The organism is Comamonas humi (assembly GCF_054782535.1).
The window spans coordinates 110,310-133,936 of record NZ_BAAGSH010000016.1 but is presented as its reverse complement, the minus strand read 5'-3'; the positions used below and the strand labels follow the sequence as shown (position 1 = coordinate 133,936).

At 68.0% G+C, this 23,627-nt stretch carries 25 protein-coding genes; 3 read left to right on the top strand and 22 right to left on the bottom strand.

The window, feature by feature from the left end; translation table 11 throughout:
• Positions 1 to 146 precede the first annotated feature (146 nt).
• Entirely contained in the window at positions 147 to 389 is a 243-nt protein-coding gene (locus ACYVKR_RS16565; RefSeq protein ID WP_460482040.1) for a hypothetical protein, read from the top strand.
• 4 nt (positions 390 to 393) lie between these two features.
• Here ACYVKR_RS16565 and ACYVKR_RS16560 read toward each other — a convergent pair whose 3' ends face one another.
• Positions 394 to 795, bottom strand: coding sequence for an OsmC family protein (locus ACYVKR_RS16560; protein ID WP_460482039.1), 402 nt, complete (start codon positions 793 to 795; stop codon positions 394 to 396).
• Positions 796 to 933: 138 nt separating this feature from the next.
• Here ACYVKR_RS16560 and ACYVKR_RS16555 point away from each other — a divergent pair, with 138 nt between their 5' ends.
• Positions 934 to 1,659, top strand: coding sequence for a DUF2076 family protein (locus ACYVKR_RS16555; RefSeq protein ID WP_460482038.1), 726 nt, complete (start codon positions 934 to 936; stop codon positions 1,657 to 1,659).
• A gap of 163 nt (positions 1,660 to 1,822) precedes the next feature.
• Here ACYVKR_RS16555 and gap read toward each other — a convergent pair whose 3' ends face one another.
• The 14 genes from gap to ACYVKR_RS16485 all read right to left on the bottom strand — a co-directional run bounded on the left by gap (position 1,823) and on the right by ACYVKR_RS16485 (position 16,671).
• A complete protein-coding gene (gap, locus tag ACYVKR_RS16550; RefSeq protein ID WP_460482037.1) occupies positions 1,823 to 2,824 on the bottom strand; it encodes a type I glyceraldehyde-3-phosphate dehydrogenase in 1,002 nt (333 codons plus the stop codon).
• Between the two features lie 33 nt (positions 2,825 to 2,857).
• A complete protein-coding gene (gene tkt, locus ACYVKR_RS16545; RefSeq protein ID WP_460482036.1) occupies positions 2,858 to 4,897 on the bottom strand; it encodes a transketolase family protein in 2,040 nt (679 codons plus the stop codon).
• A 114-nt stretch (positions 4,898 to 5,011) separates the two neighbouring features.
• Positions 5,012 to 5,500: a GNAT family N-acetyltransferase gene (locus ACYVKR_RS16540; protein WP_460482035.1), complete on the bottom strand. Its 489-nt coding sequence runs from the start codon at positions 5,498 to 5,500 to the stop codon at positions 5,012 to 5,014.
• Between the two features lie 17 nt (positions 5,501 to 5,517).
• Positions 5,518 to 6,702: an MFS transporter gene (locus tag ACYVKR_RS16535; protein WP_460482034.1), complete on the bottom strand. Its 1,185-nt coding sequence runs from the start codon at positions 6,700 to 6,702 to the stop codon at positions 5,518 to 5,520.
• A gap of 83 nt (positions 6,703 to 6,785) precedes the next feature.
• Positions 6,786 to 7,541, bottom strand: a complete 756-nt coding sequence (locus ACYVKR_RS16530; protein ID WP_460482033.1) for an SDR family oxidoreductase — start codon at positions 7,539 to 7,541, stop codon at positions 6,786 to 6,788.
• A 14-nt stretch (positions 7,542 to 7,555) separates the two neighbouring features.
• A complete protein-coding gene (locus tag ACYVKR_RS16525; protein ID WP_460482032.1) occupies positions 7,556 to 8,992 on the bottom strand; it encodes an aldehyde dehydrogenase family protein in 1,437 nt (478 codons plus the stop codon).
• An 80-nt stretch (positions 8,993 to 9,072) separates the two neighbouring features.
• Positions 9,073 to 10,164 carry an isopenicillin N synthase family dioxygenase gene (locus ACYVKR_RS16520; RefSeq protein WP_460482031.1) on the bottom strand — a complete coding sequence of 364 codons (1,092 nt, stop codon included), beginning with the start codon at positions 10,162 to 10,164 and terminating at the stop codon, positions 9,073 to 9,075.
• 70 nt (positions 10,165 to 10,234) lie between these two features.
• On the bottom strand, positions 10,235 to 11,419 hold the full coding sequence (locus tag ACYVKR_RS16515; RefSeq protein ID WP_460482218.1) for an ABC transporter substrate-binding protein: 1,185 nt from the start codon (positions 11,417 to 11,419) through the stop codon (positions 10,235 to 10,237).
• Between the two features lie 114 nt (positions 11,420 to 11,533).
• Complete coding sequence (locus tag ACYVKR_RS16510) at positions 11,534 to 11,839, bottom strand: hypothetical protein (protein WP_460482030.1); 306 nt, start codon at positions 11,837 to 11,839, stop codon at positions 11,534 to 11,536.
• Between the two features lie 3 nt (positions 11,840 to 11,842).
• Complete coding sequence (locus ACYVKR_RS16505) at positions 11,843 to 12,739, bottom strand: ArgK/MeaB family GTPase (RefSeq protein WP_460482029.1); 897 nt, start codon at positions 12,737 to 12,739, stop codon at positions 11,843 to 11,845.
• The gene (locus ACYVKR_RS16500) at positions 12,736 to 13,863 is read right to left on the bottom strand and encodes a CaiB/BaiF CoA transferase family protein (protein WP_460482028.1); all 1,128 of its coding nucleotides are present in this window, start codon (positions 13,861 to 13,863) and stop codon (positions 12,736 to 12,738) included. The genes ACYVKR_RS16505 and ACYVKR_RS16500 overlap by 4 nt, the downstream gene beginning before the upstream one ends.
• Positions 13,860 to 14,276, bottom strand: coding sequence for a cobalamin B12-binding domain-containing protein (locus tag ACYVKR_RS16495; RefSeq protein ID WP_460482027.1), 417 nt, complete (start codon positions 14,274 to 14,276; stop codon positions 13,860 to 13,862). Before ACYVKR_RS16495 ends, ACYVKR_RS16500 begins: the two co-directional genes overlap by 4 nt.
• Entirely contained in the window at positions 14,273 to 15,895 is a 1,623-nt protein-coding gene (locus ACYVKR_RS16490; RefSeq protein ID WP_460482026.1) for an acyl-CoA mutase large subunit family protein, read from the bottom strand. The genes ACYVKR_RS16495 and ACYVKR_RS16490 overlap by 4 nt, the downstream gene beginning before the upstream one ends.
• Positions 15,892 to 16,671 (bottom strand): enoyl-CoA hydratase/isomerase family protein, encoded by a 780-nt coding sequence (locus ACYVKR_RS16485; protein ID WP_460482025.1) that lies wholly within the window; start codon positions 16,669 to 16,671, stop codon positions 15,892 to 15,894. The genes ACYVKR_RS16490 and ACYVKR_RS16485 overlap by 4 nt, the downstream gene beginning before the upstream one ends.
• Positions 16,672 to 16,855: 184 nt before the next feature.
• On the opposite strand from ACYVKR_RS16485, the gene ACYVKR_RS16480 reads away from it, so the two are divergent.
• Positions 16,856 to 17,608: an IclR family transcriptional regulator gene (locus tag ACYVKR_RS16480; RefSeq protein WP_460482024.1), complete on the top strand. Its 753-nt coding sequence runs from the start codon at positions 16,856 to 16,858 to the stop codon at positions 17,606 to 17,608.
• Between the two features lie 4 nt (positions 17,609 to 17,612).
• Here ACYVKR_RS16480 and hutG read toward each other — a convergent pair whose 3' ends face one another.
• From hutG to ACYVKR_RS16445, 7 genes are read right to left on the bottom strand one after another with little or no spacing between them, the layout of a single operon-like run.
• Positions 17,613 to 18,446 (bottom strand): N-formylglutamate amidohydrolase, encoded by an 834-nt coding sequence (gene hutG, locus ACYVKR_RS16475; RefSeq protein WP_460482023.1) that lies wholly within the window; start codon positions 18,444 to 18,446, stop codon positions 17,613 to 17,615.
• Positions 18,447 to 18,449: 3 nt separating this feature from the next.
• Entirely contained in the window at positions 18,450 to 19,853 is a 1,404-nt protein-coding gene (locus ACYVKR_RS16470; protein ID WP_460482022.1) for a formimidoylglutamate deiminase, read from the bottom strand.
• Between the two features lie 11 nt (positions 19,854 to 19,864).
• On the bottom strand, positions 19,865 to 20,461 hold the full coding sequence (locus ACYVKR_RS16465; protein ID WP_460482021.1) for a HutD/Ves family protein: 597 nt from the start codon (positions 20,459 to 20,461) through the stop codon (positions 19,865 to 19,867).
• 11 nt (positions 20,462 to 20,472) lie between these two features.
• Entirely contained in the window at positions 20,473 to 21,255 is a 783-nt protein-coding gene (locus tag ACYVKR_RS16460) for an amino acid ABC transporter ATP-binding protein (RefSeq protein WP_460482020.1), read from the bottom strand.
• Positions 21,252 to 21,920 carry an amino acid ABC transporter permease gene (locus ACYVKR_RS16455; RefSeq protein ID WP_460482019.1) on the bottom strand — a complete coding sequence of 223 codons (669 nt, stop codon included), beginning with the start codon at positions 21,918 to 21,920 and terminating at the stop codon, positions 21,252 to 21,254. Before ACYVKR_RS16455 ends, ACYVKR_RS16460 begins: the two co-directional genes overlap by 4 nt.
• Positions 21,921 to 21,955: 35 nt before the next feature.
• Complete coding sequence (locus ACYVKR_RS16450; RefSeq protein WP_460482018.1) at positions 21,956 to 22,702, bottom strand: type 2 periplasmic-binding domain-containing protein; 747 nt, start codon at positions 22,700 to 22,702, stop codon at positions 21,956 to 21,958.
• A 38-nt stretch (positions 22,703 to 22,740) separates the two neighbouring features.
• Positions 22,741 to 23,505 (bottom strand): IclR family transcriptional regulator, encoded by a 765-nt coding sequence (locus ACYVKR_RS16445; protein WP_460482017.1) that lies wholly within the window; start codon positions 23,503 to 23,505, stop codon positions 22,741 to 22,743.
• Positions 23,506 to 23,627: the final 122 nt, after the last annotated feature.

The following is a 23,627-nucleotide window of genomic DNA, read 5'->3' as shown; positions in this document are numbered from 1 at the left end:
GGCCCTGCGCCTGCGGGCACCCCACTCCAGCGCCCCACCCATGCAGTGGAGCGCGCAGCGCCCTCCGGCGCACTATGCCTGCCGTGACGGCAGGCCCCTCCCCCATGTTTTCGCCCATTCCGGGCCCCTCAGCAGGAGCAATCGATATGACGACATCCCAACAACCCGCGTACAGCGGCGAGTTTCAGGCCCGCGTGGTCGGCCCGGTGCAGCACCGCATCGGCGACGGCCAACTGGAAGAGATTCCCCGCGACCTGGACGTCCAGGTCTCCACCGCCATCGCCAGCTACGTGCTGTCGTGGGAGGAGGACGGTCAGCCGGTCACGGTGAGCCTGTCCACGCCCGACTTCGACTACCACGTCGAGCAGGGCAACATCCTCGTCAAGTAAACCCTCAATCCAGCTGCGTGGCGATGCGGATCTCGCCGCTCAGCAGCTTGTGCACCGGGCAGGCCTCGGCCACCTGCTGCAATCGGCTGCGCTGCTCGTCCGTCAGCGCGCCTTCGAGGTGGATGGTGCGCACGATGGCATTGCCCTGCGCGGGCTTGCCATCGGGGTTGAGCGCCAGCTCGACCCGCACCGCCTCCAGCGGCCAGGCCTTGCGCTGGGCGTACATCTGCAGCGTGATCGTGGTGCATGCGCCCAGCGCCGACAGCAGCAGCTGCGACGGATCGGGCCCCGCATCGCCGCCGCCCTTGTCGGCGGGCTCGTCGGCCAGCCACTGGTGGCCGGCCGGGTCGGACAGCTTCACCTGGTAGGGCGTCGTGGTGCTGCGGGCGGTGGCTTGTTCGCTCATCCCTGTCTCCTGGGCCAAAGGGGGCATCTTAGACCAGGCTTAGGCGCTGCACCTGGATACAGAAGGCCCCCTTTTGCCACGCCAGACCGGCCCCATCTTCGTGCTGCACGCCCCATCAGGGGAGCAAGGACGAATGCAATGACTTCCCAGGAACAGCAATGGCTCGATGAATTCCTGCAGCGGCTGGCCGCCGCGCAGGCCGGGCCCAAGGACCCGCAGGCCGACGCGATGATCCGCGAGCGGCTGGCGGGGCAGCCCGATGCCACCTACCTGCTGGTGCAGCGCGCACTGCTGCTGGAGCGGGCGCTGAACGATGCGCGCCAGCAGATCGCGCAGCTGCAGCAGCAGGTGCCGGCCCCCGGCAGCGGCAGTTTTCTGGGCCAGGGGCTGGACACCCAGTTCGGCCGCAACCCGGTGCCGCTCGCCTACGCAGCGCCATCCGTGCCGGCCTATTCGGCACCGGCCTATGCCGCGCCCGCCGCCCAGCCCGGCTGGCGCGAGCGCATGTTCGGCGGCGCTCCAGCTCAAGCTGCCCCGGCGCAGCCCGCGCCGGCCTCGGCCGGCAGCAGCTTCCTGGGCCAGGCCGCGGCCTCGGCGGCGGGCGTGGCCGGCGGCATGTTCCTGTTCAACGGCATCGAGAACCTGCTCGGCCACCGCAACGCAGCCCAGGCGGGCCAGCAGCAGCCGTCCACCGGCAACGCCACGCAGAACCTCCAGGGCGACGCGCAGAACCAGGCCGGCATCGACCGGCTGGCCCACGACGCGGGCGGCGACGCGGACATCCTGGGCGGCAACGGCAACAACGATGGCTATGGCGGGGACGGCGGCGGCTTCTTCGACGATGGCGACGACGGCCTGGCCTGATAAAAATGTGAGCTGCCAGCGCTTACTGTGCAATGAATTCAATGCGAAATACCTTTGAATTCCTTGTATATCAAGCGCTAATAGCTCCTTTTTTTGATATTCCACCCAGCAAAAAGGCGCGTCCGTGGACGCGCCTTTTTTCGTGGCAGGTGGAAGGCGGCGATTACTTGCCGGCCACCACGCGCACCATTTCCAGGCACTTGTTCGAGTAGCCCCACTCGTTGTCGTACCAGCTCACCAGCTTGACGAAGGTGCCGTCCAGCGCGATGCCGGCTTCGGCGTCGAAGATGGAGGTGCGGGTGTCGCCACGGAAGTCGGTGGCCACCACCTTGTCCTCGGTGTAGCCCAGGATGCCCTTGAGCGCGCCCTGCGACTGTGCCTTCATCTCGGCGCAGATCTCGGCGTAGGTCGCGTCCTTGGACAGTTCCACCGTCAGGTCCACCACCGACACGTCGGAGGTGGGCACGCGGAAGGACATGCCGGTCAGCTTGCCTTTCAGTTCGGGCAGCACCACGCCCACGGCCTTGGCAGCGCCAGTGCTGGAGGGGATGATGTTCTCGAGGATGCCGCGGCCGCCGCGCCAGTCCTTGTTGCTCGGGCCGTCCACGGTCTTCTGGGTGGCGGTGGCGGCGTGCACGGTGGTCATCAGGCCGCGCTTGATGCCCCACTTGTCGTTCAGCACCTTGGCCAGCGGGGCCAGGCAGTTGGTGGTGCACGAGGCGTTGGAGACGATGGCCTGGCCGGCGTAGGTCTTGCAGTTCACGCCGAAGACGAACATCGGGGTGTCGTCCTTGGACGGGGCCGACATGATGACCTTCTTGGCGCCGGCATCGATGTGCTTCTGCGCGGTTTCCTTGGTCAGGAACAGGCCGGTGGACTCGATCACCACGTCGGCGCCGACCTCGTTCCACTTCAGGTTCGCGGGGTCGCGCTCCTGCGTCAGGCGGATCTTCTTGCCGTTCACGATCAGGGTGTTGCCCTCGACGGCGATCTCGCCCTGGAAGCGGCCGTGCACGCTGTCGTACTGCAGCATGTAGGCCAGGTAGTCGGGCTCCAGCAGATCGTTGATGCCCACGATCTCGATGTCCGAGAAGTTCTGCACCGCGGAGCGCAGCACGTTGCGGCCGATGCGGCCGAAGCCGTTGATACCTACTTTGATCGCCATGAAAGCTCTCCCAAAAGTGAAAAAAGAAACTGCTTACTTGCGCTGGAGCACGGCCTGCACCGTGGCCGCGACGTTCGCGGGCGTGAAGCCGAAGTGCTCGAACAGCACCGGCGCCGGGGCCGATTCGCCGTAGACGTCGATGCCCACCACGGCGGCGCAGCCGTACTTCCACCAGAAGTCGGTCACGCCCATCTCCACCGCCACGCGCGGCACGCCGGCGGGCAGCACGCCGGCCTTGTACTTGGCGTCCTGCTTGTCGAAGGTGGTCGTGCTGGGCATGGAAACCACGCGCACCGCGATCTTCTTCTCGGCCAGCTCGCGCTGGGCCTTGAGCGCCAGCTGCACTTCGGAGCCGGTGGCGATGATCACGGCCTGCGCGGCCTTCTTCAGGCCCACGTCGGCGGGCTCGGACAGCACGTAGGCGCCGCGGCTGATGTTGCCCACGGCTTCGCCGTTCTTGGGCGCATAGGGCAGGTTCTGGCGCGACAGCAGCAGCGCGGTCGGCAGCTGGCGGTTGGTCAGCGCCACGCTCCAGGCCACGGCCGTCTCGGTGGTGTCGGCCGGACGCCAGACGTCGAGGTTGGGGATCAGGCGCAGGCTGGCCGCGTGCTCGATCGACTGGTGCGTGGGGCCGTCCTCGCCCAGGCCGATGGAGTCGTGCGTGAAGACGTGGATCACGCGCTGCTTCATCAGCGCCGCCATGCGAATGGCATTGCGGCTGTAGTCGCTGAACGTGAGGAAGGTGCCGCCGTAGGGGATGTAGCCGCCGTGCAGCGCCACGCCGTTCATGATGGCGGCCATGCCGAACTCGCGCACGCCGTAGTTGATGTGGCGGCCGATCTGGCCGTCTTCGGTCTTGACCACGGCACCCTGGTCATCCATGCGCAGGGCGGGAGTGGACTTGGTGTTGGTCAGGTTGGAGCCGGTCAGGTCGGCCGAGCCGCCCAGCAGCTCGGGCAGCGCGGCGGTGAAGGCTTCCAGCGCCAGCTGGCTGGCCTTGCGGCTGGCCACGGTCTCGCCCTTGGCATGGGCATTGGCCACGGTCTCGACGGCCACCTGCGCGAAGTTCTTCGGCAGGTCGCCGGCCATGCGGCGGGTGAAGGCCTCGGCCAGCTCGGGGTAGGCCTTGGCGTAGGCGGCAAAGCGCTCGTTCCAGGCGGCTTCGGCCTTGGCGCCGGCGGCCTTGGCGTCCCAGTCGCCATAGACCTCGGCCGGGATCTCGAACGGGCCGTGGTTCCAGCCCAGCGCGGCGCGGGTCAGCGCGATCTCGTCGGCGCCCAGCGGCTCGCCGTGGGCCTTGGCCGTGTCCTGGCGGTTGGGGCTGCCCTTGCCGATGTGCGTCTTGCAGATGATGAACGAGGGCTTGTCGCTGCTGGTCTTGGCCTGGGCGATGGCGGTGTTCAGCGCCTGCACGTCGTGGCCGTCGATGGGGCCGATCACGTTCCAGCCATAGGCTTCGAAGCGCTGCGCCGTGTTGTCGATGAACCAGGGCGCGACCTTGCCGTCGATGGAGATGCCGTTGTCGTCGTACAGCGCGATCAGCTTGTTCAGCTTCCAGGCGCCGGCCAGCGCGCTGGCCTCGTGGCTGATGCCTTCCATCAGGCAGCCATCGCCCAGGAACACATAGGTGTGGTGGTCGACGATGGCGTGCTTGTCACGGTTGAACTCGGCGGCCAGCAGCTTCTCGGCCAGCGCAAAGCCCACGGCATTGGTGATGCCCTGGCCCAGCGGGCCGGTGGTGGTTTCCACGCCGGGGGTGATGCCCACCTCGGGGTGGCCGGCGGTCTTGCTGTGCAGCTGGCGGAAGTTCTTCAGCTCCTGCAGCGGCAGGTTATAGCCCGTCAGGTGCAGCAGCGCGTAGATCAGCATCGAGCCGTGGCCGTTGCTCAGGATGAAACGGTCGCGGTTGGCCCAGTGCGGGTTCGTGGGGTTGTGCTGCAGGTGCTGCCCCCACAGTGCCACGGCCATGTCTGCCATGCCCATCGGGGCGCCGGGGTGACCGGAGTTGGCTTGTTGGACGGCATCCATTGCGAGTGCGCGGATCGCATTCGCCATATTCTGAGTGTTGGCCATGGAGGGGTTTCCGACGGGGGAAGGGGTTCAAATTATCAACAAACCCCGCATTTTAACGGGCTGGCCCGGCAGCCCTCTGTCGCGCCCGGCAATGCCGCAGCCTGCAGCGCGTGTTTAGGGCTGGCAGGCCTGCACCATGTAGACCGCATCGGCGCCATAGCTGCGCAGGCGCCGCAGTTGCTCCGACGGCAACTGCTGGCACAGCTCGTAGCCGTGCCGCGCCCAGTAGGCCTGCGCGCCCTGCACGGCCACCAGCGCGCTGTAGCGTGGCTGCCAGGCTGCCGCCGCGGCCCAGGCAGCCCGAAGCAGCGCGCCGGCCAGGCCCTGGCCGGCATGGGCCGAGCCCACCGCCATGTCGTGCAGGTACAGGGTGTCGGGCGCCTCGATCACGCCAAAGTCGCCATCCAGCGGCGTGATGGCATGCAGCCGCGACCGGTAGGCCGCCAGGTAGGCCAGCACCGCGCCTTCCCCATCCACCGCCACCAGCGAGCATTGCGCGCCGCTGGCGATGCGCCGGCCATAGACCTCGGCCGACTCGACGAAGCCCGCGCCATAGCAGGCCAGCTGCACGCGCAGCACGCCGCCCAGGTCGGCAGCCCGCATGGGCCGGATCCGCCAGCTCACGGCTGCTGCAGCGTGCGCGCACGCCAGCGCCAAGCCACCGTGAGCAGAGCCAGTGCCGTCAGCAGCAGCGGCGGCAGCGAGCCCCAGTTCAACATGGTCCAGCCCTGGCTGGTCACCAGCGCGCCCGAGGCGAACGAGGTCACCGCCATGGTGGCGAAGACGCAGAAATTGATCGTGGCCTGGGCGCGGTCCTTTTCCTCGGGGCGGTAGTGGTCCATCGCCAGGCTGGTGCTGCCGGTGAAGAGGAAGTTCCAGCCCACGCCCAGCAGGGCCAGCGCCCAGGTGAAGTGCATCACCGACTGCCCCGACAGCGCCACCCCCACGCAGACCAGATTCAGCAGCACGCCCAGGCCCATGATGCGCATCACGCCAAAGCGCTTGATGAGGTGGCCGGTGACGAAGCCCGGCGCGAACATGCCCACCACATGCCACTGCAGCACGCCGGCGGCCTCGGAGAAGTCGTAGCCGCACACGTCCATGGCGATCGGCGTCGCGGCCATCAGCAGGTTCATCACGCCATAGCTGGCCGCGGCGCAGAAGGTGGCCACGGCAAAGCCGGGCTGGGCCAGCAGCTGCCAGGCAGTGCGCGGGGGTGCCGCAGCGGCGGCGGCCGATGGGGCCGCAGGCGCCGGAAACCGCACCCGGCCCATGCACACCATGCCGATGGCCGCAACCACCATCAGTGCTAGGTAAGCGCCCAAAAAAGGCGTGGGCAGCCAGTTCTTGGCGTGGCTGGCCAGCGCCGGCCCCAGCGCCGCGCCCAGCAGGCCGCCAGCCAGCACCAGCGAGATCGCCCGCTCGCGCTGCGGGGCCTCGACCAGCTCGGCCCCCGCAAAGCGGTAGAGCTGGCCGTTGGCGCTGTAGTAGCCCGCCACCACGGTGGCCAGGCACAGCAGCGCGAACTGCTGGAAATAGGCCGCCACCGCGCACAGCGCCGCCGACAGCAACGCCACCAGCAGGCCGAGCTGGAACGAGCCGCGCCGCCCCCAGCGCCGCTGGCTCGCAGCCACCAGCGGCGTGGAGAGCGCGCCGCCCACCACATAGCCCATCACCGGCAGCGTCGCCATCCAGGGGCGCGGCGCCAGGTGCAGGCCCACCAGCCCGTTGACGGCGATGAACACCACGTTGTTGGTGAGCAGCAGGCCCTGGCAGAGCGTGAGCCAGGCGATGGAGCGGTTCATGGGTGCCTTCTGTTTCGTCTTGGTGACCTGGCCGGCAGCGTATGCCACGTCGGCCCGCCCTTCCGGCACCTGCGCGACAGCCGTTAAATGGACCGCCCCCCATCGACCGGCATCTCCACACCGGTGAGAAAGCGGGCCTCGGGGCTGGCCAGGAAAACCGCGGCATGCGCCACGTCGGTGGGGTCGCACATGCGCCCCAGAGGGATTGTAGAGATGAAGCGCGCCCGGTTCTCGTCCGTATCGGCCACGCCCATGAAGTCCTGCAGCAGCCCCGTCGGCGCCATCACCGGCGAGATCAGGTTCACGCGGATGCCGTCCGGCGCCAGCTCGACGGCCATCGACTTGGACATGACCTTGACCGCGCCCTTGGAGCTGTTGTACCAGGTCAGGCCGGGCCGCGGCCGGATGCCGCCGACCGAGCCGATGTTGAGTATCACGCCATCCTTGCGCGGCCGCATCAGCGGCACCACGGCGCGGGCCATGTGGTAGATGGACTTGACATTGACGTTGAACACGCGGTCGAACGTCTCCTCGTCCACCTCCAGCATCGACTGGTTGCGGTGGGTGGTGCCGGCATTGTTGACGACGATGTCCGGCGTGCCGAAGTGCTCCACGCACTGCCGCACCATGGCCCGCACCTGGTCGAAGCTGGCCACGTCGCAGGCGACCGCCAGCGCGTTCTCGCCCAGCGGGGCGGCCACGGCCTGCGCGGCCTCCAGCCGCAGGTCAGCCAGCACCACCTTGGCCTGCGCCGCCACGTAGGCCCGCGCAATGGCGGCCCCGAACCCGCTGCCCGCCCCCGTCACGATCGCCACCTTCTGGCTCAATGTGTTGCTCATCGCATGTCTCCTGTCTAGTCGTAATGTTGAACAATGGTCTTGGTGGTGCTCATTTCCTCGAGCGCCAGCAGCCCCTTCTCGCGGCCATAGCCGCTTTTTTTGACGCCGCCGAAGGGCAGCTCCACGCCGCCGCCGGCGCCGTAGCAGTTGATGAAGACCTGGCCGCTGGCCACGCGCCGCGCCATGCGCGACTGGCGGCCGCCATTCTCGGTCCACACCCCGGCCACCAGACCGTATTCCGTGGCGTTGGCAAGCTGGACCGCGTCCTCCTCGTCGCTGAACGGCATGACCGAGAGCACGGGGCCGAAGATCTCCTGGCAGGCCAGGCGGTGCGTGCGCGGCACCGGGCCGAACAGCGCGGGCGGCACGAAGTACCCGTGCGGCGACAGGCCTTGCGCCAGCCGGCCCTGCGCCAGCAGCGGCACGCCCTGATCGATGGCCGAGGCGACGAAGGCACGCACGCGGGCCTGCTGCTTGGCATTGATCATCGGGCCGCAGTCGAGGTCCATTTCCGGCGTGCCCACCTGCAAGGCCGAGAAATTACCGGCGATGGTGTCCACGAAGCGGTCGTAGATGCCCTGCTGCACCAGCAGGCGGCTGCCCGCGGAGCAGGTCTGGCCGGCGTTCTGCACGATGGCCTTCACGATGATGGGAGCGGCCTTCGCGAGGTCGGCATCGTCGAAGACGATCTGCGGCGACTTGCCGCCCAGCTCCAGCACGCAGGGCACGTGGTGGCGCGCCGTCGCCTGCTGCACCTGCATGCCTACCTCGGGCGAACCGGTGAAAGTGGCGAAGTGGATGCCGGGGTGCCCGGTCAGAGCCGCACCCGCCTCGGTGCCATAGCCGGTCACGATGTTCAGCGCGCCCGGCGGCAGTCCGGCCTCCAGCGCCAGCTCGGCCAGCTTCAGCGTGGTCAGGCAGGCGTCTTCCGAGGGCTTGACCACGGCGGCGTTGCCCATGGCCAGGGCAGGCGCCAGCGTCCGGCCCATCATCTGCGCCGGGTAGTTCCACGGAATGATGTGGGCGGTGACGCCATGCGGAATGCGCACCACGCTGACGTTGTAGCCATTGAGGTACGGGATGGTCTGCCCGTGGACCTTGTCGGCGGCGCCGCCGTAGAACTCGAAGTAGCGGGCGACGGCAGCGGCATCGGCGCGCGCCACGGCCATGGGCTTGCCGGTGTCCTTCGCCTCGAGCTGCGCCAGCTCATCGCCATGGGCGAGGATGAGCTGCGCCCAGCGCTGCAGGATGCGCCCGCGCTCGGTCGCCGTCATGCGGCCCCAGGCCCCTTCGAGCGCGCGCTGCGCCGCCTGCACCGCCCGGTCCACATCCTCAGCCCGGCCGCGGGCGATGGTGCCGAAGGGCTGCCCGGTACAGGGATCGAGCACGGCGATGGTTTCGCCCGCGGCCGCATCCACCCCGCGGCCCTCTATCAACAACTGCCTATGCATATTGGTTCCTTGGAGATCGGACAGGCACCCGCGCCGCGCCTTCCTTCGACCGGCTGGGCCGCAGCGCGCGACGCCGTGCTTCAGCCAGCCGCCGCTACCCGCTCCGGCTCGACTTCCTTCATGAAGTTGGGGTCGTTGTAGTGGTACAGGTCGTCCAGGTAGGGCACGAAGAAGTCGTAGAAGGAACGCGAGTCGTACTTGGCCTTCTCGCCGGGCGCGATGCATTCCGGGATCGGCCCCACGTTGGCATCGTCGTCGGGGTAGAAGAAGAAGGTGAGCGCATAGCGCTCCATCGGCGGGTTGACGACCCGGTGGGGGGTGGCGATGAAATGGTCGTTGGACAGGCGGTTCAGCACCTGGCCGGTGTTGACGATCAGCGCATCCTTCACATAGCGCACCTTCAGCCACTGCTTGTCGGGCGTCATCACCTCGAGGCCAGGCACCGGCGTCATGGGCAGCAGCGTCAGGAAGCTGCCGTCCGAATGCGGCGCCAGCGCGTACTGGCCCTCCTCCATCTTCTCCTCGGGGTGGTAGTAGGCACAGCGCTGGTAGTACTCGGGCGCCTTGAACATGCTGTCGAAATAATCGCCCCGCAGATGCAGCGCACGGGCATAGATGGGCAGCAGCCGCTGGCCCAGCTTTTCCATGGAGGTCTGGTATGCGTGCAGCGCCTGCTTGAACTCCGGCAGGCTCTCGGGCCACTGGTTCAGCCCGCGGTGGCGCACATTGGCGCGCACCTTGGGGTCGTCGGCCGTGCGGTTGCGCATGAACAGCCAGGCGGCATTCGTGTCCTTCTTGGTGTTGAGCGCGATCTTCTCCTGGATCGCCTTGGACTGCAGGATCGACGACTTCGGCGGCAGATAGCCCTGGTGGTTGTATCCCACGCGGTGCTTCATCTTTTCTTCCATAGTGATCTTGAACAGGCGCGCGGTCTGCTTGAACGACTCGTCGATCAGCGCCTGCGGAATGCCGTGGTTGACGATGGCGAAGAAGCCCAGGTTTTCCTGGATGAGGCGCACGTCTGCGCCCAGCTGCTCCAGGGCCCCGGGCACGCCCGCCAGGTAGGGCCCCACATCGAGGATGGGCAATTCCTTGGCCTCGGCGATGGCCTTGCGCACGGCCTCGGACGGCTGCGCCGTGTTGGGAACGGTGTTGTTGGTCGATGCGGTCATGGTTGTTGTCTCCTGCTGAAAAACGCTTTTTGCAATAACGGTTGCGGGGTGGATGTCGTCTTGTCTATGGCTACCCTCCCACCCAACTCTTGCACTTGGACTCCGCCTTCGAGGCAAAGGCCTGGCTGCCAGGGATCACCTGGACTTCCTTGTAGTAGTCCCAGGGGCGCGTCGACTCGGAAGTGCTCTTGATCTCCATCAGCTTCAGGTCGTGGACCATCCGTCCGTCTTCGCGGATATGGCCGTTGGCCGTGTACATGTCGTCGATCTTCTGCTTCCTGAGCTGCGCCATGACGGCCTCGGCCTTGTCCGTGCCGGCAGCCTTCACGGCGATCAGGTACTGCAGTGCCGCCGAGTAGCTGGCCGCCTGCATGCTAGTCGGCATCTTCTTCATCTTGTCCTGGAAACGCCGGGCCCATTGCCTGGATCGCTCGTCCGAATCCCAGTACCAGGCCTCGGTCAGGTTGATGCCCTGGGTGAGCTTGAGCCCCAGCGCGTGCACGTCGGTGATGAAGAGCATGAGGCCGGCGACCTTCATCGACTTGCTGATGCCGAATTCGCTAGCAGCCTTGATGGAGTTGATGGTGTCGCCACCACCATTGGCCAGGCCCAGCACCTGCGCCCCCGACGCCTTGGCCTGCACCAGGAACGAGGAAAAGTCGGACGCCGACAGCGGATGCCGCACGCTGCCCAGCACCTGGCCGCCGCCGGCCTTGACGACCTGCGAGGTCTCGCGCTCCAGCGAGTCGCCGAAGGCGTAGTCCACCGTCAGGAAATACCAGGTCTTGCCGCCCCGCTTGGTCATCGCGGCACCGGTGCCTCGCGCCAGGGCGACAGTGTCGTAGAGGTAGTGCACGGTGTAGGGCGAGCATTCCTCGTTGGTCAGCTGCGCCGCCACCCCGCCGGTGACCATGACGATCTTCTTCTTTTCGGCCGCGATCTTCGCGATGGCGAGGCTGGTGCCCGAGCTCGGGCCGCTGATGACCATGTCCACCCCCTGGGTGTCGAACCATTCGCGCGCCCGGGTCGCAGCGATATCGGCCTTGGCCGAGTGGTTCGCCGCGACGATCTCGATCTTCCTGCCCAGCACTTCGCCGCCGGCATCGGCGATCGCCATCTTCACCGCCTCGGTGATGCCGTTGCCGCCCATGTCCGAATAGATGCCGGACATGTCCGCCAGCACGCCGATCTTGACCGCATCGCCATCGGCCTGCGCAAACGCGCTGCCGCTGGCTGCCAGAGCTACCGCGGCCATGGCGGCCTCGGCGATGTGCCTGCGACGTGAAATACCCCTCGCAGACGAGGGCTGCATACCCAATGCCATTCCTGTCTCCTTCGTTGTTGAACTCAAACGGTGAGTGAACAATGCCTAACGGCTCTGCAATGCGGTGGCGGTGTTGCGGCGCATGGTCTTCAGCATCCGCAACTGGTCGGGATCGGCCTGCGAACTGGCCACGGCCTGGCAGTGGTCCCAGAGCGCATCGTCGATGCGGGCGCGCAGCCGCACGGCATCGACCAGGCGCAGGATGGCCAGGCGGTCATGCTTCATCGCCACGCTGCGGCGCAGCAGATGCAGCGCTGCAGCACGCGCCTCCAGCGCCTGCGCCGGAGAGGCCAGGGCTGCACCACCTTGCTGGACGGTGTTCTTGAGCGATCGGATCTGCCTGCGCGACATGGTTCACTCCTGCGGCATGTGCAGCATGCCGAACAGCTGCGCCAGTTGCTCCACCAGGGGAGCCTCGAAGAAATCTGCGTCCTGGCGCGCCAGTGCCTCGCCAATGCGCAGCTCCGCGAGGCGCCGAAGCCGGTAGCGGGCACGCTGCACGCGCTGCGCCTGCCGCTGCTGCGTGGCGGCCAGCCATTCCTGGTGCTGGTCGATGGCCTGCGACAGGGCCTGGATGGATTCGGGCTGGCTGGAGGACGCCAGCAGGATGGGCGCGACCCAGGACCGCGGTGAGTGCTGCGCCACGGCCGCGATGCGGCGCAGATCCGTCACCATGCGCTGCGCACCCGGCAGGTCTGCCTTGTTCACCACATAGATGTCGGCCAGCTCCATGATGCCGGCCTTCATGGCCTGCACCACGTCGCCGCTGTCGGGCAGCAGCACCAGCACCAGCGTGTCCACCTGGCTGCGCACGGCGTATTCCGCCTGGCCCACGCCCACGGTTTCGAGCACCACCTCGTCGAACCCGAACTGGTCCATCAGGTCCAGCATCTCCGGCAGGTTGTCGGCCAGGCCATCGCTGGTCCTGCGCGAACCCAGCGAGCGGATGTACAACTGCTCGCTGCCCGCCAGATCGTCCATGCGCACACGGTCGCCCAGGATGGCGCCGCCGCTCCTGGGGCTGCTCGGGTCGACGGCCAGCACGCCGAGGCGCCCCCGGGGCAGCCGCTCCAACGCCAGGTGCCCCACCAGCGTGCTCTTGCCGGCGCCGGGCGCGCCGGTGATGCCGATGCGGCGCGCGAGCTGTGGCGAGGGCTCCGGCAGCGGCCGCTGGGCCAGTTCCAGCGGGCTGGCATTCGCCAGCCGGGTGAGCGCCCGGCTCAGGGCCCAGCGGTCCAGCGGCGCGCTCATGCCAGCTCCTTTCCCAGGACCGCGTCCGCGTGCTCGTTCAGCAGCGGCGGCATGCCGTAGGCCGGGCTGAAGTCGTCGAACCGGACCGGGCAGGCCACGGCCTGCAGCGGCAGCGTTCCGTCGCCCAGCGGCACGACCAGCGACCGCGCGGCCGCGATGTCTCCGCGCAAGGCCTGGTTCAGCGTGCCGACCTCGGCCGCGACCACGCCCAGCGGCGCCAGCCGGCGCACCCACTCGGCGGCCGAAGCCTGGCCCAGCACCTGGGTGATGGCGGCCACCACCTCGACGCGATGCGTGCGCCGGGCGGCCATCGTCAAGAACTTCGGGTGCTCGGTCCACTCGGGGCGGCCGATTTCGCCGCAGAAGATCCGCCAGAACCGGTCGTGGGTGATGAAGAGCGTGAGCCAGCCTTCGGCCGTGGGAAAGATCTGCGCCGGCACCACGTAGGGATGCGAGGAGTCGGCCTGGCGCTCGATGGTCTCGCCGGCGTTCAGGGCCGCGCCCGCCAGGTAGTTGAGCTGGGACAGCATCACGTCGTACATGGCCACATCGACCTGGCCGCCCCGGCCCTGCACGATCTTGGCCAGCAGCCCCATCGCCGCCACCAGCCCCGCCGAGTTGTCGACCGCCGAATAGCCGGCCTTGGTCGGCGGCGCCGAGGGGTCGCCCGTCAGCGCCATCACCCCGGTGAGCGCCTGGATGACATAGTCGTAGGCGGGGTTGTCGGCATGCGGTCCGTCCAGGCCGTAGCCGGTCAGCGCCACGCAGACCAGGCGCTCGTTCCGGTGCCGCAGTGCCTCGTAGGTAAGGCCCAGCTTGCGGATGGCCGAAGGCCGCAGGTTGGTGACGAGCGCATGCGCGGTGTCGGCGATGCGGCCCAGGGCTTCGCGGCCCTCCTCGCTGGCCAGATTGAGCACCACGCTCTTCTTGTTGCGGTTGAGGCTGGCGAAGTAGGCGTTGTGGGGCCCGATGAAATGCGGGCTCACCGTGCGGCCGATGTCGCCTTCCGGGGTCTCGATCTTGATGACCTCGGCGCCCATGTCGGCCAGCATCAGCCCGCAGTACGGACCTGCCAGCATGTGGCCGACCTCGATGATGCGGATGCCCGCCAGCGGCGCACTCATGCCAGACTTTCCGCGAGCGAGGCGACGACCTGCTCCAGCGGCATGTCGGCGGTGAAGACCGCGCTGACACCCAGGCGGCGCAGATAGTCATGGTCCTCGGCGGGAATGGTGCCGCCCACGAAGACCTTGACGTCCAGCGCCCGCAGCGCGCGCAGCTGCTCCAGGACGTCGGCCACCAGCTCCTTGTGGCTGCCCGACAGGATGCTCAGGCCCACGGCGTCGACGCCTTCGTCCACCGCGACCTGCGCGATCTGCAGCGGGCTGCGCCGCAGGCCCGTGTAGATCACCTCGGCGCCTGCGTTGCGCAGGGTCAGCGCGATGATCTTGGCGCCGATGTCGTGCCCGTCCAGGCCGGGCTTGCCGATCAGGATGCGCTTGGACGCCAGCATGGCGGAGTGTTGTTGCGTGCTCATAGATTCACCGGCTCCTTGAATTCGCCCCACTGCGCCTTGAGGCAGCCCACCATCTCGCCCACGGTGGCGTAGGCATGGCAGCACTCCACCAGGTAGGGCATGACGTTCTCGCGGTCCTGGGCGGCGGCGGCCGACAGGCGCTCCAGCGAGCGCTGTACCGCGGCGTTGTCGCGCGTGTCCATGACCCGCTGGAACTTCTCGAGCGCCCGCTGGGCCACCGTGGGGTCCAGCGTGAAGACCTCGCCGACCTTGATGTCCTCGTTCTCTTTCTTGAAGTGGTTCTGGCCCACGACCACGTTGACGCCCGAGTCCGTGTTCAGCTTGCGCTCCAGCCCGCGCTCGGCCAGCCGCATCTGGATCCAGCCATCCTCGATGGCCCGCACCACGCCGCCGTAGGCGTCGATCTCGTCCATGACGCGGGCGATCTGCTCCTCCATGCGATCGGTGTGCTGCTCGAGAAAATAGCTGCCGCCCAGCGGATCGACGGTGCGGCCGATCCCGCTCTCGTAGGCCAGGATCTGCTGCGTGCGCACCGCCAGCTCGGCCGAGAACTCGGTCGGGATCTGGAAGGCCTCGTCGAAGGCGCAGGTGAAGATGGACTGCGCGCCGCCGAACACCGCCGCCATGGTCTCCACCGCCACCCGCACCACGTTGTTGTAGGGCTGCGGCGCAACCAGCGAGGAGCCGCCGCACACCACGCCGAAGCGGAAGTGCTGCGCCTTGGGGTCCTGCGCGCCATAGCGCTCCTTCATCAGCCGCGCCCACAGGCGGCGGCCGGCGCGGAACTTCGCGATCTCGTCGAAGAAATCCATGTGCACGTAGAAGAAGAAGGACAGCCGCTTGGCGAACTTCTCCACGTCGCCACCGCGCGAGCGCAGCTCATCGACATAGGCCAGGCCATTGGCCAGCGTGTAGGCCATCTCCTCCGCCGCGGTCGCGCCCGCATCGCGCACATGGGCGCCGGCGATGCTGATGGGGTTGAAGCGCGGCGACACCTCGTTCGAATAGAGGATGGTGTCGGCGATCAGGCGCATGGAGGGGCGCACCGGAAAGATCCAGGTGCCGCGCGCCACGTACTCCTTGAGGATGTCGTTCTGGATCGTGCCGGTGAGCAGCTTGCGTGGCACGCCCTGCTTGTCGGCCACCGCCAGGTACATCGCATAGATGATGGCTGCGGTGCCGTTGATCGTGAACGAGGTGGAGATCTTCGACAGATCCAGGCCCTGGAACAGGATCTCGGCCTCGCTGAGGTTGGACAGCGACACCCCGACCTTGCCGATCTCCGGCCGGGCCATCGGATGGGTCGGGTCCAGCCCGCATTGCGTGGGCAGGTCCAGGGCCACCGACAGGCCCGTCTGACCCTTGGCGAGCAGGAACTTGTAGCGCTCGTTCGATTCCTCGGCGGTGCCGAAGCCCGAGTACTGCCGGATGGTCCACAGCCGGCCCTGGTAGCCATCGGGAAAGATGCCGCGGGTGAACGGATACTCGCCGGGCTGGCCGATGCGCGCCGCATCCACCGCGGATGCGTCCACGGAGGTAGGCACGTCGATGCCGCTGGGGCTGGTGGGCCGCAACTGGGGCTCGATGCCCGCGGTTGCGAGGTGGTCGTCTCGGTTCATCGGCTGCCCTTCGCAAGAAATCGGTCGGAGGCGCGCCAGTGGTCGTCGTGCAGCCAGGTGTTCACCACCTGCTGCCGCTCCACCTGGCGCCGCTGTTCATAGGATTGGCCGCTGCGCCATGCCATGGCCTGGGCCTTGATGCCGCGCAGCACCTGCGGCGGGCATGCCAGCATCGGCGCCAGGAAGGACGCCATGTCCTTGCCGCCGGGGCCGTCCTCGATGACGGCATCCGCCAGACCCCATGCCTGCGCCTGCGCCGCATCGACCATTTCGCAGCGCGCCATCAAGCGCATCGCACGGGCGCCGCCAACCAGTTGGCACAGATCGGGGCCCCCGCCCCAGGCCGAGCTGATGGCCAGGCGCGCCTGGATGAAACCTATGCGCGCATGGCTGGCCTGCAGGCGCATGTCGCAGGCCACGGCCAACTCCGCGCCGCCACCGATGGCATCGCCGTTGAGGTAGGCCAGCACCGGCACCGGGCATTGCCGCACGGCATCGAGCGCCGCACGCGCGCCGTCGGCCATCGCATGGGTGGCTTCCTCGTCGCGCACCCGGGACAGTTCCACCAGGTCGCCACCGGCGGCAAAGAAACGCTCGCCTGCGCCACGGACCACCAGCAGGCGCGTGGTTGGCCGGGCACCCGCGTCGGCCACGGCCCGGGCCAGCGATGCCAGCACGCTGCCTGCCAGGGCGTTGTGCTTGTGCGCACGATCAATGGTGATCCATACGACGCCGTCCGCGCGCTCGTCGATGCTGATGTCTGGGCTGGCTTGCACTCTGCGTGGTCTCCGTCAAATGTCGTGAGGCCATCGTAGAAAGCAAAATATTCGAGGACAAGAATGCTTGTTCGGCATTACGAACAAATTGCATAATGACTCTCGGAATCGAATGCATCGCGCCCCATTTGTTCAGCAGGCTGAATTTCCGTTCTCAGCCGGCGTTGCAGCCAGGAGGAAAAGCATGACCGGAATCACCGTCACCGCCATCGATCGCGTGATCGACATCTTCGAAGCGTTCCAGAACAGCCAGCAGCCGCTGTCGCTGACCGAATTGGCGGAAGCCGTCGAAGTACCCAAGAGCACCTGCCACGCCATCGTTTCCACGCTGACGGCGCGCGGCTACCTGTACACGCTCAGCAGGCCCCGGGCGCTGTACCCGACGCGGCGCATGTACGACGTGATGCACGACATCTCGGCCAACGACCCCTTCATCAAGCGCGCCATGCCGGTGCTGGAGCGGCTGCGCGATGCGACGCGCGAAACCATCATCCTCGGCAAGCGCCAGGGCGACTCGGTGATCTACCTGCAGGTGGTCGAGGGCCTGAACTCCATCCGCTACTCCGCCAAGCCCGGGGAGTTCAAGCCGCTGCACTCCAGCTCCATCGGCAAGGCCCTGCTGGGCAGCCTGAAGGAGGCCGAGCTGCGCACCTGGCTGAAAGAGCGCAAGCTCCAGGCCATCACGAACGCCACCAAGGTCGAGCACGAGGCGCTGGTGCAGGATGTGCTGGCCAGCCGCAAGCTCGGCTATTTCGTGACGCGCGGCGAAAACGTCAGCGACGTGTGGGCCGTGGCCGCCTTCATCCATGTGCATGGCGAAACGCTGGCCGTGGCCGTCGCCGGGCCGCAGCACCGCATCGAGGCCAATATCGACGAAATGGCCCGGCTGCTGGTCGCCAGCTGCAGCTTTCTTTCGCGGCAGCTGGTGCACGACTGAGGCGCTACGCCCGCAAGGCCCCCGCCTGCACGAACTGCAGCAGCGTCTCGACCATGCGGCGCACATGGGGCTGGATGCGTGCGGCGACCGCAGGCAGGTAGTCGAACGGCAGGGCTTCCTGCATGTAGGAGCACTGCGTCATCTCCAGCTGCACCGCATGCACGTTCTGCCCGGGCTGGCCGTAGTGGCGCGTGATGTAGCCGCCGGTGTAGCGGCCGTTGAGCACGGCGGTGAAACCGTCGGCCGCGGCCTGGCCGGCCTGGGCCAGCAGTTGCTCGCCCAGGCCGGGGGCGCAGCTCGCGCCGCGGTTCGTGCCGAGGTTCAGGTCGGGCAGCTTGCCCTCGAAGAAGCGCGGCAGCACCGAGCGGATCGAATGCGCGTCCCACAGGCCCGCCGCGCCGAACTGCTGGCGCAGGCGGGCCAGCTCGGCGCCGAGCTGGTCATGGTAGGGCTGCCACACCAGTTCGCGGCGCCGCTCGATCTCGGCATCATCGGGTGCCAGCGCCGCGTCCCGGTACACCGGCGTGTCGTCGAAGGTGTCCACCGGGCACAGGCCGGTCACGCTCTGCCCGGGGTAGAGGCTGGCGCCGTCCGGCGGCCGGTTCAGGTCCACCACGTAGCGCGAATGCGTGGCCACCAGCGTCGAGGCGCCGATCTCGCGCGCAAACGCATAAAGGATGGGCAGGTGCCAGTCGGTGTCGGGCACCTGGCGCGCTTCATCGGTCAGGCGCTCGGCCACCACGGGCGGCACGTAGGTGCCCGCGTGGGGAAAGGAAATCAGCAGGGGCGCGGTGCCCTGGTGGAATTCGAACGCGGCGCGGTCGGTTTCGAAGTGCATGGTTCAGTCCTCCTGGATCAACGCGGCACGGGTCTTGACGAAAGTATCCTGGGCAGGGCAATGCCCGGCGTGGCGCCCCTGTTCCACCACGCGCCGCCCGCCCACCCATACGCCCTCCACCGCGCTGCTGCGGCTGCTGGCGAAGACGTGCGAGTCGAGCTGCGCGGCGGCATCGAGGCCGGCCAGCGCCACATGCCCGGCGTCGAGCATGACCATATCGGCCTGCTGCCCCACGGCCAGGCCGGCCACGGCACGGCCCGAGGCCTGGGCGCCGCCGGCCACCGCCTGCAGCAGCAGGTGGCTGGCCACATGCGGCTGCCGGGCGCTGGCCGCGACATTGCGCTGCATGAGACGCAGGCGCTGGCCGTATTCCAGCACCATCAATTCCTCGGCCGCGTTCGTGCCGATATGGCTGTCCGAGCCCAGGGCCCAGCGGCCCGCGGCCTGCTCCCAGCGCGGCAGGTCGAAGAGGCCGTCGCCCAGGTTGGCTTCGGTCAGCGGGCACAGCCCCGCCACGGCCTGCGAAGCCGCGGCGCGCGCATATTCGGCCTCGTCCATGTGCGTGGCATGCACCAGGCACCAGCGCGCATCTACGGGCATATGGTCGAGCAGCCAGGCCACCGGGCGCTGGCCGCTCCACTGCAGACAGGCGTCCACTTCCGCCATCTGCTCGGCGATGTGGATATGCACCGGCGCTCGCGGCTGCATCGCATGCAGGCCTTGCACTGCTTCCTGCAGCGCCTGGGGCGCCACGGCGCGCAGCGAGTGCGGCGCCAGGCCCAGCACAGCGCCCTGCGCGGCGCAGGGCGCCGCCAGTGCCTGCAGCAGCGCCAGCATGTTGTCAGTACTGCGGATGAAGCGCTTCTGCCCCTCAGCCGGCGGCAAAGCGCCAAAGCCGCTGTGCTGGTAGAGCACGGGCAGCAGCGTGATGCCGATGCCGACGTTCGCGGCGGCACGCAGCAAGGCCAGGCTCAGCTCGGCGTCCGTCGCATAAGGGGTGCCGTCAGGCTGGTGGTGCAGGTAATGAAATTCGCACACGCTGGTGTAGCCGGACTCCAGCATCTCGATGTACAGCCAGGTGGCGATGGCCTCCAGCTGCTCGGGGCCGAGCCGGGCGGCAAAGCGGTACATCAGCGTGCGCCAGCTCCAGAAGCTGTCCTGCGCCTGACCGCGAAACTCGCTCAGCCCCGCAAAGCCGCGCTGGAAGGCGTGCGAATGCACATTGGGCATGCCGGGCAGCACCGGGCCGGTCGCGCGCGGCGTGCCAGGCGAAGGCGCCGCGTCGGGCTGCACCTGCGTCAATTGGCCGCTGGCGTCCCAGCGCAGCTCCACGTTGCGGGCCCAGCCGCCGGGCAGCAGTGCATCGGCAGCGAACAGGCTCTGGGTGGATGGCTCCATGGTCGTCATGCGTTTCCCGCTCAGCGGGTCACGTCGTGCAGTTCCACCAGCAGCAGCTGCGCATCCGGTGCCAGTGGCGTGGCGGCCACGGCGGCGCCGTCGCCATCCGCCCAGTACACGCCGTCCTGCGCGCCAGCCGCCAGCGTGGCCGTCCCCGCGGCGCCGCTCAGGCTCCAGGCGCCGCGCAGCGCCAGCAGCAGGCCATGCGGCGCGACCACCTGGCCGGCCTGGCCTTCGGCGACCCGTACGCTGGCCCGCAACGCGCCGCGGCGCACCATCACATTGAAGTCGCGCGAGACGCCGCCCAGCATCCGGCAGTCGAGCGCCACGTCGCCCGAAAAGGCGAACGGTACCAGCGGCCGGTTCAGCGCATGGTCGATGCGACCGTCCGCCGAGGTCAGCTGCACGCCATCGCCTTGTAGCAGGCAGATGCTGCGGTCCACGCCCGGAAAGGCCGAGAACGGCCCACTGCTGGCGATCTGCGCGATGCTGATGCGCCAGGCAAAGCTGGAGAGGTCCGCGCCCGGGGGCCAGCACACCACTTCCTGCGTGGTGCCGCCGCCGTTCTTCCAGGGCATCGCGGGTAGCTGCGCGCTGCTGAAAAATGCAACCGTCATTCCATGTCCGCCTATTGCCGGGTGAGCACCGCCTGCAGGAAGTTGCGCGTGCGCTCCTTGCTGGGGTTCGAGAAGATGGTCGCCGGGTCGCCAGCCTCGACGATGACGCCGCCATCCATCACCACCACGACGTCGGCCACCTCGCGGGCGAAGCCCATCTCGTGGGTCACGACCATCATGGTCATGCCTTCGCTGGCGAGCAGCTTCATCACCTGCAGCACCTCGCCGACCAGTTCGGGGTCGAGCGCCGAGGTGGGCTCGTCGAACAGCATCACCTTGGGCCGCATCGCCAGCGCCCGGGCAATCGCCACGCGCTGCTTCTGCCCGCCCGAGAGGCTGGCCGGCATGGCATCGGCCTTGTGGCCCAGGCCCACCTTCTTCAGCAGGTCGCGGGCCTGCGACTCGGCCTCCGCCCGGCTCATGCCGTGCAGCTTGCGCGGCCCCAGCGTCACGTTGTCGATGACCGACAGGTGCGGGAACAGGTTGAACGACTGGAACACCATGCCCACTTCTTCGCGCAGCGCGTTCAGCTCCTTGTCGGGCAACATGCGGCCGTCATCGGCCAGGGTGCGGCCGCAGATGTCGACGCGCCCGCCCTGGGGCTGCTCCAGGCCGTTGCAGCAGCGCAGGAAGGTGCTCTTGCCCGAGCCGCTGGGGCCGATCACCACCACGACCTGCTGGGGCTGCACGTCGAAATCGATGCCGTCGAGCACCACATGCTCGCCATAGGCCTTGCGCAGGCCGCGGATGCGCACCATGGGTTCGCTTCCGGAAGGGATTGCAGCAGCCTTCATTGCACCATGCCTCCTGCGCGCATGCGCTTCTCGAAATGGCGCAGCAGCAAGGTCGTCGCGCCGGTCAACACGAAATAGATCACGGCGATCGCCAGGTACACCTCGAGCGAGCGGTACGACACGCTGATGATCTTCTGGCCCTCGTGCATCACGTCATGGATGGTCAGCAGCGACACCAGCGCCGAGTTCTTGATCAGCGCGATGAATTCGTTGCCCAGCGGCGGGATCATGCGCACCACGGCCTGCGGCAGGATGACCGAGGCCATGGCCTGCGCCGACGACATGCCGATGGAACGCGCCGCCTCCATCTGCCCGCGGTCGATGGACTGGATCGCGCCGCGCACCACCTCCGACACATAGGCGCCCGAGTAGATGCCCAGGCCCAGCACGCCGCAGGCGAAGGCCGGCAGCATGATGCCGAACTGCGGCAGACCGAAGAACAGGATGAACAGCTGCACCAGCAGCGGCGTGCCCCGGATCGCCGCCACGTAGGCGGTGCAGATGCCGTAGACGAGGCGGCGCTGCGGGTTGAGCCGCCCTATGCCCACCAGCAGGCCCATCACGCAGCCCAGCAGCAGCGATGCCGCGGTGATCTCCACCGTCACCGCCGCGCCGCGCAGCAGCTCGGCCCACCCCGCCCAGACGGGGGAAAAATCCAGATCCATGTCGCTACCCTGCCATTTCCGTCACGCCGCGCGCATCACTTGGAGGGGAACCACTTGTTCACCAAGGCCTGGTAGCCGCCATCGGCCTTGAGCTGCGCCAGCGCCTTGTTCACCGCCTGGGTCAGCTCGGGCAGGTCCTTGCGCACGGCCATGCCGTATTCCTCGGTGGTCAGCTGCTCGCCCAGCACCGTCATGCCGCCGCGCGTGCGCACGTACTGGAAGGCCGCGGGCTTGCCGGTCACCGCGGCATCGGCGCGGCCGATGGCCACCAGGTTGAACATCTCCTGGTTCTTCTCGACCTCCACGCGCTGCACCTTGGGGTAGTGCTCGGTCAGGAAGCCGACCGACTTGGTGCCCACCTGCACCGATACCTTCTTGCCCTCCAGGTCGGCCAGCTTGGCGATGGGGCTGCCGTCCTTCACCATGGCCACCAGGCCGCCCGCGTAGTAGGGCTGGCTGAAATCGACCACCTTCTTGCGCTCGTCGGTGATGTAGATCGCCGAGACCGCCATGTCGAAGCGCTTGGCGATCAGGCCCGGCACCAGGCCCTTGAAGTCGATGTCCACCCACTGCACCTTCTTGCCCATCTTCTGCACCACGGCCTCGACCAGCTCCACGTCGAAGCCGGTGCGCTTGCCGTTCTCCACGAACTCCATGGGCGGGAAGGTGGCATCGGTGGCGACGCGGACCACATCGGATTGGGCGAACGCGGCGTGGGCACCGAAGGCCAGGGCAATCACGGCGGTGGTGCCGGCCTTCAAGACAGTGCGGCGGAAGTTCATGGGAGTGTCCTTTCTAGGGGGAATCAGGGGGCTAAACATCATTCGGCCAGCAGGCGCGAAATGCGCGCCGCCGCGGCCAGGGTCGCTTGCACCAGCGAGGCCTCCTGGTGCAGCACGCGCTGGTGCGGTGCCATCAGGGTGATCGCGGCCACGGCGCGGCGCGCGTTGCCGAACAACGGGGCGCTGCAGCCCCAGACGCCGGCATCCACTTCGCCGACGGTGGTGGCGTAGCCGCGCTCGCGCAGCTGCAGCAGCTCGGCCGCCGCCTGCGCCCGCGCGGGCGTGCCGGCGCCGTAGTGCCGGTCCAGCAAAGGGTCACGCTGCGCCGCCGGCAGGTAGGCGAGCACGCACTTGGCCGATGCGCCCACCGACAGCGGCACGCTGCTGCCCTTGGCGAACGAGCAGCGCAGCGACAGCGGGCTTTCCACCATGTCCAGGCACACGGCCTGGCCGTTGGCGGCCACCAGCAGGCCGACGCTTTCGCGGGTCTGGTCGGTCAGCTGCACCAGGATGGGACGGGCGACCTGCACCAGGTGCGAGCCATCGTCGAAGCCGCGCGCCAGCTGCAGGCCCAGCGGGCCGGGCGCATACAGCGCGCCGCTTTCCATCACGAAGCCAAAGCGCTTGAGCCGCGCCAGCTGCCGGTACAGGCTGCTGCGCGGCAGGCCGGTGCCCTGCATCAGCTCGCCCGCCGTCAGCGCCCGGCCCGCGCTGGCCAGGACGGCCAGCACCTGCAGCACGCGGTCGGCCGCCGAGACTTCGGCAGGGGCGCTATCGGCGGTAAAGGGATCTGGCGCGTTCATTTCATATTCCCATTTAATGGGACTAAAAATCGAATCCAAAGAGGAATCTCAACGCCACGATTCTCATTTTCCGCTCTCTGCCATTGGCTAGCGAAAACCCTAGGTGATGGCCAAATAGCAAA

Bases quoted from the DNA above. Each gene is read 5' to 3' on its own strand.
- ACYVKR_RS16565 (WP_460482040.1), top strand. From the start codon at position 147: ATGACGACATCCCAACAACCCGCGTACAGCGGCGAGTTTCAGGCCCGC.
- ACYVKR_RS16560 (WP_460482039.1), bottom strand. From the start codon at position 795: ATGAGCGAACAAGCCACCGCCCGCAGCACCACGACGCCCTACCAGGTG.
- ACYVKR_RS16555 (WP_460482038.1), top strand. From the start codon at position 934: ATGACTTCCCAGGAACAGCAATGGCTCGATGAATTCCTGCAGCGGCTG.
- gap (WP_460482037.1), bottom strand. From the start codon at position 2,824: ATGGCGATCAAAGTAGGTATCAACGGCTTCGGCCGCATCGGCCGCAAC.
- tkt (WP_460482036.1), bottom strand. From the start codon at position 4,897: ATGGCCAACACTCAGAATATGGCGAATGCGATCCGCGCACTCGCAATG.
- ACYVKR_RS16540 (WP_460482035.1), bottom strand. From the start codon at position 5,500: ATGCGGGCTGCCGACCTGGGCGGCGTGCTGCGCGTGCAGCTGGCCTGC.
- ACYVKR_RS16535 (WP_460482034.1), bottom strand. From the start codon at position 6,702: ATGAACCGCTCCATCGCCTGGCTCACGCTCTGCCAGGGCCTGCTGCTC.
- ACYVKR_RS16530 (WP_460482033.1), bottom strand. From the start codon at position 7,541: ATGAGCAACACATTGAGCCAGAAGGTGGCGATCGTGACGGGGGCGGGC.
- ACYVKR_RS16525 (WP_460482032.1), bottom strand. From the start codon at position 8,992: ATGCATAGGCAGTTGTTGATAGAGGGCCGCGGGGTGGATGCGGCCGCG.
- ACYVKR_RS16520 (WP_460482031.1), bottom strand. From the start codon at position 10,164: ATGACCGCATCGACCAACAACACCGTTCCCAACACGGCGCAGCCGTCC.
- ACYVKR_RS16515 (WP_460482218.1), bottom strand. From the start codon at position 11,419: ATGGCCGCGGTAGCTCTGGCAGCCAGCGGCAGCGCGTTTGCGCAGGCC.
- ACYVKR_RS16510 (WP_460482030.1), bottom strand. From the start codon at position 11,839: ATGTCGCGCAGGCAGATCCGATCGCTCAAGAACACCGTCCAGCAAGGT.
- ACYVKR_RS16505 (WP_460482029.1), bottom strand. From the start codon at position 12,739: ATGAGCGCGCCGCTGGACCGCTGGGCCCTGAGCCGGGCGCTCACCCGG.
- ACYVKR_RS16500 (WP_460482028.1), bottom strand. From the start codon at position 13,863: ATGAGTGCGCCGCTGGCGGGCATCCGCATCATCGAGGTCGGCCACATG.
- ACYVKR_RS16495 (WP_460482027.1), bottom strand. From the start codon at position 14,276: ATGAGCACGCAACAACACTCCGCCATGCTGGCGTCCAAGCGCATCCTG.
- ACYVKR_RS16490 (WP_460482026.1), bottom strand. From the start codon at position 15,895: ATGAACCGAGACGACCACCTCGCAACCGCGGGCATCGAGCCCCAGTTG.
- ACYVKR_RS16480 (WP_460482024.1), top strand. From the start codon at position 16,856: ATGACCGGAATCACCGTCACCGCCATCGATCGCGTGATCGACATCTTC.
- hutG (WP_460482023.1), bottom strand. From the start codon at position 18,446: ATGCACTTCGAAACCGACCGCGCCGCGTTCGAATTCCACCAGGGCACC.
- ACYVKR_RS16470 (WP_460482022.1), bottom strand. From the start codon at position 19,853: ATGACGACCATGGAGCCATCCACCCAGAGCCTGTTCGCTGCCGATGCA.
- ACYVKR_RS16465 (WP_460482021.1), bottom strand. From the start codon at position 20,461: ATGACGGTTGCATTTTTCAGCAGCGCGCAGCTACCCGCGATGCCCTGG.
- ACYVKR_RS16460 (WP_460482020.1), bottom strand. From the start codon at position 21,255: ATGAAGGCTGCTGCAATCCCTTCCGGAAGCGAACCCATGGTGCGCATC.
- ACYVKR_RS16455 (WP_460482019.1), bottom strand. From the start codon at position 21,920: ATGGATCTGGATTTTTCCCCCGTCTGGGCGGGGTGGGCCGAGCTGCTG.
- ACYVKR_RS16450 (WP_460482018.1), bottom strand. From the start codon at position 22,702: ATGAACTTCCGCCGCACTGTCTTGAAGGCCGGCACCACCGCCGTGATT.
- ACYVKR_RS16445 (WP_460482017.1), bottom strand. From the start codon at position 23,505: ATGAACGCGCCAGATCCCTTTACCGCCGATAGCGCCCCTGCCGAAGTC.